General features: G+C 68.8%; 11 protein-coding genes. 10 read left to right on the forward strand and 1 reads right to left on the reverse strand.

From position 1 onward, the window contains the following. Positions 1-429: 429 nt before the first annotated feature. The 10 genes from F8566_RS12135 to F8566_RS12180 all read left to right on the forward strand — a co-directional run bounded on the left by F8566_RS12135 (position 430) and on the right by F8566_RS12180 (position 17,446). On the forward strand, positions 430-1,719 hold the full coding sequence (locus F8566_RS12135) for an extracellular solute-binding protein (RefSeq protein ID WP_151560292.1): 1,290 nt from the start codon (positions 430-432) through the stop codon (positions 1,717-1,719). Then, on the forward strand, positions 1,716-2,651 hold the full coding sequence (locus F8566_RS12140) for a carbohydrate ABC transporter permease (RefSeq protein WP_151560293.1): 936 nt from the start codon (positions 1,716-1,718) through the stop codon (positions 2,649-2,651). Before F8566_RS12135 ends, F8566_RS12140 begins: the two co-directional genes overlap by 4 nt. After that, entirely contained in the window at positions 2,648-3,529 is an 882-nt protein-coding gene (locus tag F8566_RS12145) for a carbohydrate ABC transporter permease (protein WP_225993089.1), read from the forward strand. The genes F8566_RS12140 and F8566_RS12145 overlap by 4 nt, the downstream gene beginning before the upstream one ends. Beyond that, positions 3,530-5,854: an alpha-xylosidase gene (gene yicI / locus F8566_RS12150; RefSeq protein ID WP_151560294.1), complete on the forward strand. Its 2,325-nt coding sequence runs from the start codon at positions 3,530-3,532 to the stop codon at positions 5,852-5,854. Further along, positions 5,854-7,257 carry a GH1 family beta-glucosidase gene (locus tag F8566_RS12155; RefSeq protein WP_151560295.1) on the forward strand — a complete coding sequence of 468 codons (1,404 nt, stop codon included), beginning with the start codon at positions 5,854-5,856 and terminating at the stop codon, positions 7,255-7,257. Before yicI ends, F8566_RS12155 begins: the two co-directional genes overlap by 1 nt. Beyond that, positions 7,254-8,507, forward strand: coding sequence for an MFS transporter (locus tag F8566_RS12160; RefSeq protein ID WP_192809645.1), 1,254 nt, complete (start codon positions 7,254-7,256; stop codon positions 8,505-8,507). Before F8566_RS12155 ends, F8566_RS12160 begins: the two co-directional genes overlap by 4 nt. Before the next feature lie 70 nt (positions 8,508-8,577). Beyond that, a complete protein-coding gene (locus tag F8566_RS12165; protein ID WP_151560297.1) occupies positions 8,578-9,675 on the forward strand; it encodes a LacI family DNA-binding transcriptional regulator in 1,098 nt (365 codons plus the stop codon). Positions 9,676-9,843: 168 nt separating this feature from the next. Then, entirely contained in the window at positions 9,844-12,843 is a 3,000-nt protein-coding gene (locus F8566_RS12170) for a glycoside hydrolase family 3 C-terminal domain-containing protein (protein WP_225993090.1), read from the forward strand. Between the two features lie 236 nt (positions 12,844-13,079). Then, positions 13,080-15,995 carry a beta-galactosidase gene (locus F8566_RS12175; protein WP_225993091.1) on the forward strand — a complete coding sequence of 972 codons (2,916 nt, stop codon included), beginning with the start codon at positions 13,080-13,082 and terminating at the stop codon, positions 15,993-15,995. Beyond that, complete coding sequence (locus F8566_RS12180) at positions 15,992-17,446, forward strand: alpha-L-fucosidase (RefSeq protein ID WP_151560299.1); 1,455 nt, start codon at positions 15,992-15,994, stop codon at positions 17,444-17,446. Before F8566_RS12175 ends, F8566_RS12180 begins: the two co-directional genes overlap by 4 nt. A gap of 112 nt (positions 17,447-17,558) precedes the next feature. Here the strand turns inward: F8566_RS12180 and F8566_RS12185 are convergent, their stop codons facing one another. Then, positions 17,559-18,638, reverse strand: a complete 1,080-nt coding sequence (locus F8566_RS12185; protein WP_225993092.1) for a GH12 family glycosyl hydrolase domain-containing protein — start codon at positions 18,636-18,638, stop codon at positions 17,559-17,561. Positions 18,639-18,640 lie beyond the last annotated feature (2 nt).

The following is an 18,640-nucleotide window of genomic DNA, read 5'->3' on the forward strand; positions in this document are numbered from 1 at the left end:
GCGGCCCCACTGTCACTGCCTTCATTGGGATTGCCTCGGGTGCTGATCCGCACCGGAGGACGAGGGTAACAGCGAGCATCGGATGTGTCGTCAGAAAGCGGGCCGAAGTCCCATCTTTCACCCTGGACCTGGCCGTCCAGGGACGATCCGCCCAGGATGTGAGTGCTCGCCATGCCGGATAGTCGCCCCGGGGTTCCGAAAAGGTTGCCGTGGTGGACGGGCCATGCGGTGGGAGCGTTCCCATGACATCCGCGCAGGTCGCATGGAGTTTCCGCAGGTGATCTCCACCTCCCTATTGTGCGCTGGATCACCTCCGGTCTACGATCCTGGCAATCGAAGCGCTTCGACAATCCCTGCCGGGGGTCGGGGAGCGCGGCGCGGGGGACACGACCACCCCAGAAGGAAGTCCCATGTTGCAGAGGAATCCCCATGTTCAGAGGTAAGGGCACGGCCCTGCTCGCGGTGCTCACCGCGGGGGCGATGGCGCTGACCGCCTGTGGCGGAGGCGACGACGACGGCGGCTCGGGCGGCAAGGAACTGCGGCTCTGGCACTACGAGACACCCGACAGCGCCATGGGCGTGGCCTGGAGCCAGGCCATCAAGGAGTTCGAGGCGACCCACCCGGGCGTGAAGGTCAAGTTCGAGGAGAAGGGCTTCGAACAGATCCAGAAGACGGCGCCCATGGTCCTCAACTCCAAGGACGCCCCGGACGTGCTGGAGTACAACAAGGGCAACGCGACGACCGGCCTCCTGTCCAAGCAGGGTCTGCTCACCGACATCTCGTCCGAGGTGACCAAGCGCGGCTGGGACAAGCTGCTGAGCCCCAACGTGCAGGTGACGGCCAAGTACGACGCCAAGGGCACCATGGGCGGCGACAAGTGGTTCGGCATTCCCAACTACGCCGAATACCTGCTCGTCTACTACAACGAGGACCTGTTCAAGAAGAACGGCATCAAGGTCCCCACCACCTTCGCGGAGTTCACGTCCGCGTTGGACAAGTTCGTCGCCAAGGGCGTCACCCCGCTGGCCAACTCGGGTGCGGAGTACATGGCGCACCAGTACCTCTACCAGCTCGCGCTGACCAAGGCCGACCGCCCCTGGGTGGACGCCTTCCAGCGCTACACCGCCAAGGCGGACCTCAAGGACGCCGCCTGGACGTACGGGGCGACCACCTTCGCCGACTGGGTGAAGAAGGGCTACATCGCCAAGAACTCGGTCAGCACCAAGGCCGAGGACGCCGGCCTGGCGTTCATGGGCGGCAAGTTCCCCATCATGTTCTCAGGCAGCTGGTGGTTCGGCCGGGTGAAGTCGGACGCCAAGTTCAACTGGAGCATCTCCAACTGGCCCGAGGCGAAGATGAGCCCGGGATCGGGTGGCAACCACTGGGTCGTGCCCAAGGGCTCCAAGAACAAGGAACTCGCCTATGACTTCATCGACATCACGATGAAGAAGGGCATCCAGAACGCGCTCGGCAACGCCGGCGGCATCCCGGTCGCGGCGGACGCCTCGGCGATCACCGACGCCAAGACCAAGAAGCTGATCGAGGGCTTCACCACCCTCTCGACCAGCGACGGGCTGGGCTTCTACTCTGACTGGCCGGTCACCGGCTTCTACGACAAGTGGGTGTCGGAGACGCAGAAGCTCATCAACGGCAGCGCCACGCCCGACAAGGTGCTGGGCACGCTGCAGCAGGCCTACGACAGCGGTCTTCCCAAGTGACCACTGCGACGACGAAGGCGGCAGCCCGGACGGGTCGGGGGCGGCGGGAACGGCTGGCCTACCTGCCGTACCTGATCCCCGGGCTGCTGCTTTTCACCGGTGTCATCGGGGTGCCGTTCCTGATGAACATCTATACGAGCCTCACCGAGTGGCAGGGAGTGGGCACGCCCAAGTGGATCGGGCTGGCCAACTACTCGGAGCTGTTCAAGGACGGCGAGTTCTGGGCCTCGTTCCAGCACAACGCTCTGATCATCGTCGGCATGGCGATCATCCCGACCGCCCTCGGGCTCGTGCTGGCCGCCCTGCTGACCGACCTGATCGACCGTCACTTCGGCCCGCGCGTGGCCAGCGTGCTGCGGGCCTGCATCTACATGCCGCAGGTGTTGCCGATCGTCATCGGCGGCATCGTGTGGAGCTGGCTGCTGGCTCCCGACAACGGCGCCGTCAACGAGTTGCTGAAGGCGGTGGGCCTGGGCTCGCTGGCGCATGACTGGCTCGGCGACCCGAACACCGCGCTCTACAGCGTCGTGGGGGTCATGGTCTGGATCCAGGTCGGCTTCCCGCTGGTGGTGTTCATGTCGGGGCTGCAGCGGGTCGAGCCCTCGCTCTACGAGGCCGCCGAGATCGACGGAGCCTCGTGGGCGCGGCGCTTCTGGCACGTGACGGTGCCGCAGATCCGGCCGGAGATCTTCGTGGTGCTGCTGTGGACCACCATCGCCGCGCTGAAGGTGTTCGGTCCGATCTACGTCCTCACCAAGGGCGGCCCGGGCGGGGCGACCAACGTCCCGTCGTACTACTCGTACACGAACTTCTTCGACAAGACCGACGTCGGCTACGGCTCGGCGATCGCCACCGTGCTGACCCTGATCATCGTCGCGCTCACGGTGGTGTTCCTGCGCTTCCAGGGTCGTGATCTGGAGGAGGACCGGTGACCGCGATCACCGCCAAGCGAACCTCGGAGCGGGCCGCGCGCCCGCGCCGGCGGCGCCGCCGCGGACCCTCGGCCTACGCGGTCCTCGTCGGGCTGGCGGCGCTGGCCGGGATCATGCTGATCCCGTTCGTCGTGGTCGTCTTCAACGCCCTGAAGACGCCCGAGGAGTACACCGAGGACGGCCCGCTGGCACCGCCCGGCGGCCTCCATTTCGACAGCATCACCGACTTCTGGGAACGGGTCGGCTTCGGCCAGGTCCTGCTCAACAGCGCGCTGATCAGCGGCTCGGTCGCGATCCTCGCGGTGCTGCTGTCGGTGTTCAACGCCTACGCCCTCGGCATCGGCCGGGTGAAGGGCCGCATGTGGGTGCTGGCGCTGCTGCTGCTGGCCAACACGCTGCCGCAGGAGGCGCTGGTCTACCCCCTGTACTACCTGGCCAAGCAGGTCGACCTGTACGACACCCGGATCGCCGTGATCATCGTCTTCACGGTCATCCAGAGCGCGTTCGGCACCTATCTGCTGTCCTCGGTGCTCGGGACGTTCCCCAAGCCTCTCCTGGAGGCGGCGCGCATCGACGGCGCGAACCGCTGGCAGATCCTGTGGCGCATCGTCGTGCCGAGCGTGCGGCCGACGCTTTCGGTGCTGATGGTGTTCTTCTTCATCTGGACCTGGAACGAGTTCCTCATCCCGCTGGTCTTCCTGGTGTCGCAGGACAACCAGACGGTCTCGGTGGCACTGGGCGTGCTCCAGGGGCAGCGGATGATGGACGCCACGATGTCGAGCGCGGCGTCGCTGCTCGGGCTCATCCCGACCGTCGTCTTCTTCCTGATCTTCCAGCGCACCCTGGCGCGCGGACTCACTGCGGGAGCGATCAAGTAAATGAAGTTCAGTGACGGCTACTGGATGATGCGCGAGGGCGTGCACGCCGTGTACCCGGCCGAGGCCTTCGACTGCGTGACCGGGCCCGGCTCGTTCACCGTGCACGCGCCGGCCGAGCGGATCCGCCACCGCGGCGACCTGCTCAAGGGGCCGGTCGTCACGCTCTCGTGCACGTCTCCCATGCCCGACGTCATCGGCGTCACCATCACGCACTTCGCGGGAGAGCGGCAGCCCCGGCCGGAGTTCGAGCTCCTCGCCGACGGGGCAAGCGTGGCGACCGCCGAGCTGGACGACGAGGCGGTGACGCTGACCTCGGGCGCGCTGTCCGTACGGGTCAACCGCGGCGAGGAGTGGCGGGTCGACTTCCTGGCCGAGGGGCGCCGGCTCACCGGCAGCGGGTTCAAGGCGATGGCCGTCATCGACACCGATGACGACCGCCACTACGTGCGCGAGCAGCTCGACCTCGGCGTGGACCACCACGTGTACGGGCTGGGCGAACGGTTCGGGCCGCTGGCCAAGAACGGCCAGGTCGTGGACGTCTGGAACGCCGACGGCGGCACCAACAGCGACCAGGCCTACAAGAACGTCCCGTTCTTCCTCACCGATGGCGGATACGGCGTGTTCGTCGACCACCCGGGGCGTGTGTCGTTCGAGGTGGCGTCCGAGGTGGTGACCCGGACGCAGTTCAGCGTCGAGGGACAGTCACTCCGGTACTTCTTCATCTACGGGCCGACACCCAAGGATATCCTGCGCAAGTACACCGCGCTGACGGGCCGCCCGGCGCGCCTGCCGGACTGGTCGTACGGGCTGTGGCTGTCGACGTCGTTCACCACCTCCTACGACGAGGAGACGGTCTCGTCGTTCATCGACGGGATGGCCGAACGCGACCTGCCGCTGAGCGTCTTCCACTTCGACTGCTTCTGGATGCGCGAGTACAACTGGTGCGACTTCGAGTGGGATCCGCGGGTGTTCCCGGATCCGCCCGGGATGCTGCGCCGGCTGAAGGAGCGCGGCCTGCGGATCTGCCTGTGGATCAACCCGTACATCGGGCAGCGCTCGCCGTTGTTCGCCGAGGGGAAGGCCCGCGGCTACCTGCTGAAGCGCCCGAACGGCGACGTGTGGCAGTGGGACAAGTGGCAGCCGGGATGCGCGGTGGTCGACTTCACCAACCCCGAGGCCCGCGAGTGGTACGTGGCCAAGCTGGACGCGCTGCTCGACATGGGCGTCGACAGCTTCAAGACCGACTTCGGCGAACGCATCCCGACCGATGTCGTCTACTACGACGGCTCCGACCCGGAGCGTGCGCACAACTACTACACCTACCTCTACAACCAGGCCGTGTTCGAGCTGCTGCGCAAGAGGCGCGGCGAGGGCGAGGCCGTCGTCTTCGCACGCTCGGCCACGGTCGGGTCCCAGCGCTTCCCGGTGCACTGGGGCGGCGACTGCGAGTCGACGTTCGAGGCGATGGGGGAGAGCCTGCGCGGCGGGCTGTCGCTGGGTTTGTCGGGCTTCGGCTACTGGAGCCATGACATCGGCGGCTTCGAGGGGACGCCCGATCCGGCGCTCTTCAAGCGGTGGATCGCGTTCGGCATGTTGTCCTCGCACAGCCGCCTGCACGGCAGCCACTCCTACCGGGTGCCGTGGGCGTTCGACGAGGAGTCGGTGGACGTGCTGCGGACGTTCACCCGGCTCAAGATGCGGCTGATGCCCTACCTGTCCGGCGCCGCGCGGCAGGCGTACGAGGGTGGGACGCCGATGATGCGCGCGATGGTGCTCGAGTTCCCGGGCGACCCGGCCTGCACCCATCTGGAACGGCAGTACATGCTCGGCGACGACCTGCTCGTGGCCCCCGTGCTCGACGCGAGCGGGGAGGTGTCGTACTACGTGCCCGACGGCGTCTGGACGCACTACCTCACCGGCGAGCAGGTGCGCGGCGGCCGGTGGGTGCGGGAGCGGCACGGCTTCGAGAGCGTGCCGCTGCTCGTCCGGCCCGGCGCGGTGATCCCCGAGGGCGCCGTCGAGGACAGGCCCGACTACGACCATGCCGAGGGCGTGACGCTGCGGGTGTACGAGCCGGTCGACGGCGCCGCCGTGACCACCGAGATCCCCGCCCCGGACGGGACCACCGCCGCGTCGTTCACCACCTCCCGGAACGGCGCGGTGGTCCGGGTCACGGCTGCGGGTGCGGCCGGTTGGAACGTTCTGCTGGTCGGAGTCCGCTCGGTGTCCGGGGTGTCGGGCGGCGACGCCGAGGCGCACGAACAGGGCACCGTGATCCGCGCGACCGGCGACACGGTCGAGATCACACTGCCCGAGGAGGGCTGATGGGGTTCCCGGAAGGCTTTCTGTGGGGCGCGGCGACCGCCGCGTACCAGATCGAGGGCGCGGCGAACGAGGACGGGCGCGCGCCGTCGATCTGGGACACGTTCAGCCATACGCCCGGGCGCGTACTGGCCGGCGACACCGGTGACGTGGCGGCCGACCACTACCGGCGGTGGCCCGAGGATCTCGCGTCGATGGCCGAGCTGGGGCTCAACGCGTACCGCTTCTCGATCTCATGGTCGCGCGTGCTGCCCGAGGGCACGCACGGGCCGCTCAACCGCAAGGGCGTCGACTTCTACTCGCGGCTCATCGACGGGCTGCTGGAGCACGGCATCGCACCGGTCGCCACCCTTTACCACTGGGACCTGCCGCAGGACCTGGAGGACGCGGGCGGCTGGCCGGTGCGCGACACCGCGTTCCGCTTCGCCGAGTACGCCGAACGGATCGGGCGCGAACTCGGCGACCGCGTGCGGATGTGGACGACGCTGAACGAGCCGTGGTGCTCGGCGTTCCTCGGCTACGCGTCCGGGGTGCACGCCCCGGGCCGCACCGACCCGGCCGCCGCGCTCGCCGCCGCCCACCACCTCAACCTCGGGCACGGCCTGGCGGTGCGCGCTCTCCGCGGCGTCGTGTCGCCGGACGCCCGGCACTCGGTCACGCTCAACCTGCACCACCTGCGGGGCGACCCGGAGGCCGTGCGGCGGGTGGACGCGGTGGCCAACCGGATCTTCCTCGGCCCGATGCTGGGCACCGGCTACCCCGCCGACCTCCTGGAGGACACCGCGCCGATCACCGACTGGTCGTTCGTCCGTGACGGGGACGCGGGGACCTGCGCCCCGCTGATCGACGTCCTCGGCGTGAACTACTACCAGCCGACCCTGGTCTCGCTGGGGCCCTCCTCCGCCGAGCCCGGGGCCGACGGGCACGCGGTCAGCGAGGCCACCCCGTTCGTCGGCTGCGAGGACGTCGCGTTCCTGCCGCAAGAGGGGGAGCACACCGCGATGGGCTGGGTCGTCGACGCGACGGGCCTGGACGAGATGTTGCTCCGGCTGCACCGCGACCATCCCGGGCTGCCCCTGATGGTCACCGAGAACGGCGCTGCGTTCGACGACACCGTGGACGGCGACGGCCGGGTACGGGACGAGCGGCGCATCGCCTACCTGCGCGACCATGTCGCGGCGGCCGAACGGGCGCTCGACGCCGGAGTGGACCTGCGGGGCTACTTCGCCTGGTCGCTGATGGACAACTTCGAATGGTCCTACGGGTACTCCAGGCGGTTCGGCATCATCCACGTCGACTATGCGACGGGCACGCGCACCTGGAAGGACAGCGCGTTCTGGTATCGCGACCTGATCGCCACGGGCGGGCCCGGCCGCGTCCCGAGTCAGGAAGCCGGAAGCCGGTGAACCAGAAGCCGGTGAACCAGAAGCCGGTGAGCGGGGAGCCGGGACGGAAGCCGGGGAGGCGGGACCTCTCCGGTCCCGCCGCCGTCGGCGCTCTGGCGATCGCGGCCTTCTGCTACGGCTCCACCGAGACCCTCCCGATCGGCCTGCTGCAACTCGTCGCCGCGGACCTGCAGACTTCGCAGACCGCGGTCGGCCTGCTGGTGACCGGCTACGGGCTGATGGTCGCGGTGGTGTCGGTGCCGCTCACCCTGGTGGTGGGCAAGGTGGACCGGCGCCGGCTCATGCTCGTCGTGCTGGCGGTCTTCGTCGTGGCGACCGGGGTGACGGCCGTCGCGGACTCCTACTGGGTGCTGCTCGCGGCCCGGATCACCACGGCGCTCGCGCACGCGGTGTTCTGGCCGGTGGCGGTGGTGGTGGCAGCCGGCCTGCTGGCCCCGGAGATCCGGGGGAGGGCGGCGGCGTTCGTCTTCACCGGAGGGTCGCTGGCGGTGGTGCTCGGCGTTCCGGCCGGCACCTGGCTGGGGCAGCAGGTGGGCTGGCGGTGGTCGTTCGCGGTGCTGAGCGTGCTCGGCACGCTCGCCCTGGCCGCGACGGCCGCGTTGCTGCCGTCCACGCCGCCGGGGGAGAGCCATGCCGACACCGCCACCGCTCCGGACCGCCGCCGCTATCTGCTCCTGGTCGCGGTGACGGTGCTCACGGTGGCCGGCACGTTCACGTTCTTCACCTACATCACCGCCTTCCTCACCGAGGTGAGCGGCGTTCCGGAACACGCGATCAGTGTTCTCCTGCTGGTGAACGGGGTGGCGGACATCATCGGGCTGGCCTGTGCGGGAGCGCTGGTCGACCGCGGGCCGCGGGCGATGCTCGGGGTCGCCGCCGCGATGCTGACGGCGGCGCTCGCGATGCTGTACGTGGCGGGCACGACCCCCGTCATGGCGGGAGTGGCCCTCGCGCTGCTCGGGCTGGGCCTGCCCGCGCTGGCCACCGCGATGCAGGCGCGGGTGCTGGAGACGGCGCCGGGCGGTACCGACGTCGCCTCGGCGGGCACCTCGGCCGCGTTCAATCTCGGCATCGGCGGCGGGGCGCTCCTCGGCGGTCTCCTGCTGCCGGTCACGGGCGCACGGTCGACGGCTCTCGCGGGCGCCCTACTGACCGGGGCGGCGCTCGCCATCATGCTCGGTGAGCCCGCGATCGCAAGGCGTTCAGGCCGGCAGAAATTACGTGCCAGATGGCAGGGATATTCTGGCTGAACGGCATTGTGTCAGCGATGTGACACACTTATCATTCACATAATCGAAACGCTTCAAATAGGGACGGTCCGTGGTCAAGATCACTGACGTGGCGCGGCACGCCGGAGTGTCGCCGAGCACGGTCTCCTATGTGCTGAGCGGTAAGCGCTCCATCTCCGCGGAGACCGTCCGCCGGGTGCGGGCCAGCATCCGGGAGCTCGGCTACCGGCCGCACGCGGGGGCCCGCGCGCTGGCCAGCAGCCGGTCCAACGTGCTCGCACTGGTGATCCCGCTGCGCACCGGCATCCACGTGCCCGTCATCATGCAGTTCGCCGTCTCGGTCGTCACCACCGCGCGGCGGCACGACCACGACGTGCTGCTCCTCACCCAGGAGGAGGGCGAGGAGGGCGTGCGCCGCGTGGCCGACAGCGCCCTGGTGGACGCGGTGATAGTGATGGACGTGCAGCTGCACGACGAGCGCCTGCCCATGCTGCGCTCGCTGGACCGGCCCTCCGTGCTCATCGGCTTCCCCGCCGAAACAGAGGACCTGACCTGCATCGACCTGGATTTCCGGGCGGCCGGTGAGGCGTGCCTGGAGCATCTGGCCGGCCTGGGACACCGCGCGGTCGGCCTGATCGGCTCGCCGCCGGAGGTGTACGAACGGGGGACCGGTTACGCCCAGCGCACCTCCGAGGGGTTCCTGGCCGCGGCGGAGCGCCACGGCGTCGCGGGCACTGTGCACCCGTGCGAGGCCACCGTCGAGGCGGCCCGCGCGCTGGTCGACCGGCTGCTCGCCGAGCAACCGGAGCTGACCGCGGTGGTGATCCACAACGAGTCGGTCCTGGCCCCGCTCGTCAAGGCGTTCCAGGACGCGGGACGGCGCGTGCCCGAGGATCTGTCCGTGGTCGCGATCTGCCCGGACGATCTGGCTGAACACGCTGAGCTGCCGCTGAGCTCGGTCGCCATCCCGGCCGAGGAGGTGGGGCGCCGGTCCGTGGAGCTGCTCATGGCCAAGCTCGACGGCGAGGAGGTGCCGCCGGCCACGCTGCTGCCGCCGCGGCTGACCGCACGGGCCAGCACCGCACGCGTCGGCACGGCACACGCCGGCACCGCCGACACGGCACGTGCCGACACGGCACGCGCCGGCACCGCGGGCACCGCACGCGCCGGCACCGCGCCCGCGAACTGACGAGGAGATATTCGCTGCAGACCTTGTTCGGACATTAATCGAAGCGCTTCGATTTAGTGCGGGGGTGCACCTCGAGGCGCGTGGAACAACTGAATAAGAAAGACCAACACCTCGGGGGCGGGGGCCAATCCGTTAAGTGCAGCAGCTTCGACGATGAGGAGAATCGTTGTGGCATCCACCCGTTCACCCGGCCGGTTCAGACGGCCGCTGATCCCCTTGCTGTCCGTGGCCCTGGCGGCCTCGGTCGGCCTCGCCACTCCCGCCACCGCGCGGGAGAGCCTGCCCTTCCAGAACCCGGCGCTCTCGCTCGACACGCGGGTCGCCGACCTGCTCGGGCGGCTGACGCTCGACGAGAAGATCTCGCTGCTCCACCAGTACCAGCCGGCGATCCCGCGGCTGGGCATCAAGGCGTTCAAGACCGGCACCGAGGCCGTGCACGGTCTCGCGTGGACCAGCTGGGGCGACCAGAAGATCGACGCCGACAAGGGCACGGTCTTCCCGCAGGCCGTCGGGCTCGCCAGCACCTGGGACCCGAACCTGATCAAGCAGGTCGGCAAGACGACCGGCGTGGAGGCCCGCGGCTACCACTCCACCAACGACGAGCGGATGTACTGGGGCCTCAACCTGTGGGCGCCGGTGACCAACCTGCTGCGCGACCCCCGGTGGGGCCGCAACGAGGAGGGGTACTCCGAGGACACCACGCTCACCGCCGCGATCGCCAACGCGTACGGCAAGGGCATGCAGGGCGACAACCCCAAGTACCTGCTCACCGCGCCGACGCTCAAGCACTACCTCGGCAACAACAATGAGACCCTTCGCTCGACCACGGACGTGCAGCTGCGCGAGCGGGTGCTGAACGAGTACGACCGCCAGGCGTTCAAGCCGATCCTTGCCGCCGATGGCGCGACCGGCGTGATGTCGGCGTACAACCTCATCAACGGGCGGCCCAACGCGGTCAACCCCGACCTCGCCGGGCTCGTGCGGTCCTGGACGAAGAAGGACCTCTTCAACGTCACCGACGCGGGGTTGCCCGACAGCCTGGCCGGCTCCGGCACCGACCCGCGGTGGAACACCAACTACTACCCCGACTTCACCCAGGGCGACGCGGCGATCCTCAAGGCCGGAAACGACAGCTTCACCGCCAACAACCGGGACGCCTCGGTCACGGTCACGGCGATCAAGGACGCGCTGGCCAAGGGTCTGATCAAGGTCGCCGACATCGACGCGGCGGTCAAGCGCGCCCTGTCGATCCGGGTGCGGCTCGGCGAGTTCGACCCGGACGGCGGCCCGTACGGGAAGATCGACACCTCGGTGCTCAACACCGACGCGAGCAAGCGCCTCAACCGCCGCACCGCCGCCGAGGCGATGGTGCTGCTGAAGAACTCCGGCAAGGCCCTGCCGCTGGCGAAGGGCTCCGCGAAGAAGGTCGCCGTCGTCGGGCCTCTCGCCGACGTCGTCTACACCGACTGGTACTCCGGCCAGATGCCGTACAAGGTCACGCCGGTGGACGGCATCAAGGCCAAGCTCGGCCCCGGTGCCACGGTCACCGGCGTGCGCGGTGACGACCGGATCGCGCTCAAGGACGTCAAGAGCGGCAAGTACGTCACCGGCGGTTCCGGCGCCTCCGGCGCCGCGCTCTCGCTGAGCGACACCGCGCCCGCGGCGACCTCGCAGTTCGACGTCACCGACTGGGGCGACGGGATCGTCACGTTGCGGAACGCGGCCAACGGCAAGTACGTCGGCTGGAACTGGTCGAGCTTCGTCAACGACCAGGTCGAGCCGAACGGGTGGTTCGTCCAGCAGCAGTTCGCGGTGGAGAAGCAGTCCGACGGCAACGTCAAGCTGCGGTACGCGGGCTATGAGACCCACGAGACGTGGTTCAGCTCGGGCAACTACGTCGCCATCGGCGACGACGGCAAGCTGAAGCTCGGCACCAAGGACGCCGCCGCCGTCTTCGCCCAGGAGACGCTGGTCAAGGGCGCCGACGAGGTGGTCAAAGCGGCCAAGGGAGCCGACCAGGTCGTCTTCCTGGCGGGCAGCAACCCGACGATCAACGGCCGTGAGAACTACGACCGGCCCTCCACCGAGCTGCCCGCCGGGCAGCGGGCGCTGATCCAGGCCGCGCTCAAGGCCAACCCCAAGACCACCCTGGTCCTGGAGAACAGCTACCCGACCGCGATCACCTGGGAGCAGAAGAACGTTCCGGCGATCGTGTGGACCTCGCACGCCGGAGCCGAGACCGGCAACGCCCTCGCCGACGTGCTCTATGGCGACGTCGACCCGTCCGGCCACCTGACCCAGACCTGGTACCGGTCCGACCGGGAACTGCCGAGCATCTTCGACTACGACATCATCAAGTCGAACCGGACGTACCTCTACTACAAGGGCAAGCCGCTCTACCCGTTCGGCCACGGACTGTCGTACAGCACGTTCCGGTACGGGCGCCCGCAGGTCTCCGGGTCGGGTGCGAACGTGACCGTGAGCGTGCCCGTCACCAACACCGGCAAGGTCGCGGGCTCGGACGTCGTCCAGCTCTACACGCACCAGCGGGCCTCGCGCGTCAAGCAGCCGCTCAAGCAGCTGCGCGCCTTCCAGAAGGTGCACCTGGCCGCGGGCAAGACCACGACCGTGCGGCTGACCTTCGCCAAGGCCGACCTGGCGCACTGGGACGTGACGCGCGGCAAGGAGATCGTCGAGTCGTCCACCTATGACCTGCTGGTCGGCGCCTCGGCGGGCGACATCCGGCAGCGCGCCTCGATCAAGGTCAACGGGGAGCGCGTCCCGGCCCGCGACCTGAGCAAGGCCACGCTCGCGGTGAACTTCGACGACTACTCGAAGGTGAAGCTGGTCGACGAGTCCAAGGCGAGCGGAACGGCCGTCGGCGGCGTGGCCGGCGCGTGGATCTCGTTCGCCGACGCCGACCTGCGTTCCGGCCCCACCGGCATCAAGGCGCGGGTGGCCAAGGCGGGCGCGGGCACCGCGACGATCCAGGTCCGCGCCGGCGGGCCGGGCGGCCGGCTGCTCGGCACGCTGACCGTGCCGTCCACCGGTGACAAGTACACCTACCAGGACATCACGGGCAAGATCGCGCAGGCCTCGGGACGCACGGACGTCTACCTCGTCTTCGGCGGTGACGTGCGGCTGAGCTCCTTCTCCTTCACCAAGTAACGGACAGCGCCCCGCCTCCGCCTCCGCTGAGCGGTGGGGGCGGGGCGCCACCACCCCCATCTCGAGGCCGTGCGAGAGCCCGGAGACTCCTCCATGCGCGCGCCCGTGCCCTGATCCCGGCGCCGGGCGCCGGGCGCCGTCTGCTGGCGCCAGGCGCCGCGTGCCCCTCCAGTCCTGCTCGGCGACGCGACCGTCTCCGCCATCACCGCCATCCGATCTGCGGAAGGACGCCCACGATGCGACCAACCCTTAGAAGAGGCAGCACCGGCAAGGACAGCATTCGAAGAAGAGGTCCCCAGGGCCGGGGCTTCCGCAGGACGCTCGCGTTCCTGTTCGCGACGCTCATGGTGGCCGCCACGTTCTGGGCACCGGGTTCCCCTGCGGGGGCGGAGGCGGGGCCGGAAGCGGGGGCGGACAGGGCCGTCGCCGCTCCCAAGATCACCTATGACAAGTACTCGCTCATGGTCGACGGCAAGCGGGTGCTGTTGTGGTCGGGGGAGTTCCACTACTTCCGGCTGCCGAGCCAGGCGCTCTGGCGGGACACCCTGGAGAGGATCAAGGCCGCCGGCTTCAACGGCGTCTCGCTCTACTTCCACTGGGGCTACCACTCACCCAAGCAAGGGGTGTACGACTTCACCGGCGTCCGGGACGTCGACCGGCTGCTGCGGATGACCGAGGAACTGGGCCTGTACGTCGTCGCCCGGCCCGGCCCGTACATCAACGCCGAGACGACGGGCGGCGGCCTGCCCGCCTGGCTCAAGAACGTGCCGGGACGTGCTCGTTCCAGCGATCCCGGCTACACCGCGGCCTACCGCGAATGGCTCGACCGCATCAACCCGATCATTGTCCGCCACCAGGCGACCCGTGGCGGCTCGGTCATCGCCTACAACGCCGAGAACGAATACGCCGTCAACACCGACCGTGCCTACATGGCCGACATCTCGGCCAGAGCGCGCGCGGCCGGGATCGACGTGCCCATCACGCACAACCAGTGTTGCGACGCCGCCGACTGGACCACCGACTGGTCCACAGGTCAGGGCGCCGTGGACATCCTCGGCGTGGACGACTATCCGCAGGCGTTCAACTGCCCTGACCCGCGTACGTGGGGCACCTGGGGCACGGGCGTCACCGAACGCAGGAGCAGGGAGGCGCCCGTCTACGCCGCCGAATACCAGGCAGGCGCGATCGACCTGAACGACGCGGGCTATGAGAAGTGCCGGGAGCTGACCGGCCCGGACTACATGAAGGTCTATTACAAGTCCAACCTCGTCACCAGCGGCGCCACCATGTTCGGCTACTACATGGCGTACGGCGGAACGTCGTGGGGCTGGCTGCCCCAGCCGAATGACGTCTACACCTCCTACGACTACGGCGCCGCCATCACCGAGAACCGGCAGCTGACCACCAAGTACGACGAGTTCAAGCGGCAGGGGCTCTTCCTCACCACGGCGGCGCCGCTGACCAAGACAGACCCCGCGTCCGCCCCCGCGTCCAGCAACGCCGCCGTGCACACCGAGGCTCGCGCCAACCCGGACACAGGCACCCAGGTCGTGCTCGTCCGTCACGCCGACCGCACCACCGACGCCGACGAGTCCGCCACCCTCACCTGGACGGCGCCCGACGGCTCGTACACCGTGCCGGTCCGGGTCAAGGGCCGCGACGCCAAGCTTCTGCTCGCGGGCTACGACATGGGCGGCCAGCGCCTGGCGGTGAGCACCTCCGAACTGCTCACGCACACCGAGTCGGGCGGCCGGGACGTCGCCGTGCTCTACGGCAAGGAGGGAACGCAAGGCACCACCGTCCTCCGCTACGCCACGCGCCCGACGGTCAAGGTGCTCTCCGGCTCCGTCCAGACCTCGTACGCCAACGGCAACCTCACGCTGGGCTATGACCACCAGGGCCTCGCCCGCGTGCTCATCAGCGACGGCGGCCGCCGCCCGCTCCTGCTCCTGCTCGGCACCGACGCCGAGGCGGCGAAGTTCTGGCGGGCCGACGACGTCCTCGTCCGCGGCACCTCCCTCGTCCGCTCGGCGAAGGGCCAGAGCACCATCCACCTGCGCGCCGACCTGGCCAAGGCGGGGGACGTAGAGGTGTTCGCCCCAGCCAGGGGTCTCACCCTCAACGGCAAGCGGATCACCGCCCGCCGCACCCCGAGCGGCTCGCTCCTGGCGCATGCGGCAGGTCCCAAAGCCGTCCGCCTACCCGAGTTGACCCGGTGGCGGAGCGCCGAGGGAGCTCCCGAGGCCAAGCCAGGCTTCGACGACTCCCGGTGGACCGTGGCCGACAAGACCACCACGGTGAGCCCGATCAAGCCGAAGACGCTGCCCGTCCTGTACGCCGATGACTACGGCTACCACCACGGGCACGTCTGGTATCGCGGGCGCTTCACGTCCGACGGCCAGGAGAAGACCGTCGACCTCAACGCCATCACTGGCCGGAAGGGCATCTACCAGGTCTGGCTCAACGGCCGTTATCTGGGTTCGGCCGCCGGAGGAGTCCAGGCCGACGCCGGTGACGCGTCCACCCCGCCCAACCCCGACCCCGGGCCGGGTCACTTCACGATCCCGTCCGGCCTGCTCAAGGCCGGGCAACCCGCGACCCTCGCCGTTCTCGTCGGCAACATGGGCCACAACGACGACTGGACCGCCGAGGACGTCCGCCAGAAGCAGCCGCGCGGCCTCGTCGGCGCGTCGGTCGGCGACGCGGCCATCACCTGGAAGATCCAGGGCGCCCGTGCCACCGACCCCGTCCGAGGTCCCCTCAACAACGGTGGCCTCATAGGCGAGCGCCTCGGCTGGACCCTCCCCGGCTACTCCGACCGCACGTGGCGTCCAGCGCAGTCCACCATCACCCCGGGCTCGTCCTGGCTCCGCACCACGTTCAACCTGGACCTGCCGAAGGATCAGGACGTTCCCCTGACCCTGCGCTTCCCACAGGGCAGCGGAAAGTACCGCGTCATCCTCTTCCTGAACGGCTGGAACATGGGCCAGTACCTCTCCACCGGCCCGCAGCGGGACTTCGCACTGCCCGCCGGCATCCTCCGTGAGCGCGGCCGCAACACCCTGGCTCTCGCCGTCATCGCCGAGGAGAACGCCACCATCGGCAAGCCCACTCTCGTCCCCGTCGCCAACCACCGAGGCGGTGCACGATGAGTCTCCACCGCAGAACGTTCCTCGGAGCAGGCGCCGCTCTTCCCCTGCTCGCAGCCACGCCCGCATCCGCGTCCTACTCCATGGGCAACCGCTACCGCCTCCAGAAGCGCTTTGTCGACTGGCGCTTCGGCATGTTCCTGCACTTCAACATGGGCACCTACCACGACGCGGAGTGGGTCGAGCCCGACCAAGACCCACGTTCGTTCAACCCGACCCATCTCGACTGCGGCCAGTGGGCGGATGCGGCCAAGGCCGCAGGCATGAAGTTCGGCGTGCTCACGGCCAAGCACCACGACGGCTTCTGCCTGTGGCCCACCAAGAAGACCACCTACAAGGCCCAACGCGACATCGTGCGCGAATACGTCGACGCCTTCCGGTCCCGAGGTCTCACGCCCTGCCTCTACTTCTCGATCTGGGACCGCACCAACGGCGTCGGCCCCAAGGGCTTCGACGACCGCCCGCCGATCACCCGCGAAGCCATCGACTTCGTCAAGGCCCAGCTCACCGAACTGCTCACGGGCTACGGCCCCATCCCCCTGCTGATCCTCGACGGCTGGGCCTGGCACTGGGCGTTCAACCACAAGACGATCCCCTGGCACGAGATCCGCGAGCACATCTCCTCGCTCCAACCCAACTGCCTGGTCCTGGACCTCAACGGCCTCGCCGTGCCGTGGCACTCGGACCTGCTCTTCATCGAGGAGACCAAGGGCGGCGTCTTCTGCCCGCCGGGCAACACCTACGCCGCGTCCCAAGGCCAGACGATCGCCCCCGCAGGCTGGTTCTGGCACCCCTCCACACCGACCAACCTGCTCACGCCCCAACAAATCGTCGAAGGCCACCTAGCCAAACTCGAACCCCGCTACTGCACGTTCATCCTCAACTGCCCGCCCAACCCGCAAGGCCTCCTGGACGACACAGTCGTCCAAACCCTCCATGAAGTAGGCCGCCAGTGGCGCCCTGCCAAACGCCCACCGCTCCCACGCCAACCCGACGTGGTGAAGCACCCCCTGACCCCCACGTCCGCGACCGCGACAACCGGCGAGGCCGCCAACGCCATCGACGGCCACAGCGACTTCGGCTGGAACGGCCAAGCCGACCAGACCCTCTGGACAACCTCCGAGGGGCCGCAGTCCATCACCATCGACCTGGGCAAGGTCTTCACTGGCGTAGACATCCTGACCTACCTCCCGCGCCAGGACACCGCTAAGGACTTCGTCCTAGAAGACTTCGTGACCACGGGCAACATCACGTCCTACCGGATATCCGCGAGCACCAACGGCAAGACGTTCCGCCCCCTGACCCAAGGCACGTGGCCGCTAGACCACACCCTCAAGGAAGCGCGCTTCCGCCCGACGATCGCCCGCTACCTGCGCCTGGAAACCCAGGGCCCGGCCATAGCCAGCGAAATAGGCTGCGGCGGCCTCAGAGCCAAACCCCGCCCCCTCCGTTAACCCACAGCGGGCGCCCGGCTCATCCGGGCGCCCGCCTTGGCGAGGTCTACGAGCACGTCGTCGCGGTCCTAGCGCATCTACATGCCTCCCATCTGGTGGTGGTTTGCCCGCGTCATGTCACCGTGCAGGGGGTGCCGTTGAGGGTGAAGGTGGTCGGGCGGGTGAATGCGCCCGTGTAGGTGCCCTGGAAGCCGAAGGACCGGCTGCCGTTGGGCGGGATCGACGCGTTGTGGTCAACGGGGCGGGCCGTCACGGCGCCGGTGGCCGGGGTGACGGTGGCGTTCCAGGCGTTGGTGATCGTTTGCCCGGGCGGCAGGGTGAATGCCAGGGACCAGCCGTTGACCGGGGATGTGGGGGAGATGGTCACGTCCGCCGTGAAGCCTCCTGACCAGGTGTTCGTGGTGTAGGCGACCTTGCAGGTCGGGGGTGGGTTCTCACTTCCGTTCTCCACGGCGGCGGAGAAGGAGTTCACAGCCAGTCCGGTGCCGTTCTGCCACGGCTCGAAACCGGCTTGCACGCTCGTCAGGTACCAGCTGGCATTGGCCAGGCCGTGGCTGATCGCCTGGTCGACGAAGTCCATGACGTCGAAGCTCCAGCTGCCGATCGCCGCCGGGGCCACGAAGGAGATCACGTCGTTGCCGCCGTTGTTGCCGGTCCAGATCTCCCAGCTCCGGCCGCCGACGGTGGCGGTGCCGACCGGCCTGCCGATGGGCTGGATCGGCCCCACCCGGTTGAACCAGATCATGATCTCGGTCTTGTTGACGCCGTCCCGTTTCGGTGTCGGGTCGAGCCAGATGTCGTAGGAGGCGTTGTAGATCGAGTCGCCGGTGTAGGTGTAGGAGATGCTGCTGTTCAGCCTCCCGATCGTGCTGATCTGCGCGGGCAGGGGGCTGCCCGGCGAGCAGTTGGTGTAATGGCAGCCGATGAAGATCGATGGATAGGACTTCGGCGGGCCGTTGGTCGGCACCGAGCCGTCGGCCCGGACGATCCGGAAGCCGGACCCGGTGGTCTCGATGCACTGTGTGGCGGACGTTCCCCAGCGGTTGTTCTGTACTACGTACTTGTCCTGGATGGCGCTGCCCCACTGTTCGCAGAGCTGGACGTCGGCCTGGGCAGGCGCCGCGACCGTGAGCGATGCCATGGCCAGGATCACCACGACGAACAGCCGGTGGAGCGTGCTTGTTCTGTTCACTC

This window comes from Actinomadura rudentiformis (assembly GCF_008923185.1).
Taxonomy (GTDB): Bacteria; Actinomycetota; Actinomycetes; order Streptosporangiales; family Streptosporangiaceae; genus Spirillospora; species Spirillospora rudentiformis.

Coding starts and splice junctions, on each gene's coding strand:
- F8566_RS12175 (WP_225993091.1), top strand. CDS start 13,080: ATGCGACCAACCCTTAGAAGAGGCAGCACCGGCAAGGACAGCATTCGA.
- F8566_RS12135 (WP_151560292.1), top strand. CDS start 430: ATGTTCAGAGGTAAGGGCACGGCCCTGCTCGCGGTGCTCACCGCGGGG.
- F8566_RS12155 (WP_151560295.1), top strand. CDS start 5,854: ATGGGGTTCCCGGAAGGCTTTCTGTGGGGCGCGGCGACCGCCGCGTAC.
- F8566_RS12180 (WP_151560299.1), top strand. CDS start 15,992: ATGAGTCTCCACCGCAGAACGTTCCTCGGAGCAGGCGCCGCTCTTCCC.
- yicI (WP_151560294.1), top strand. CDS start 3,530: ATGAAGTTCAGTGACGGCTACTGGATGATGCGCGAGGGCGTGCACGCC.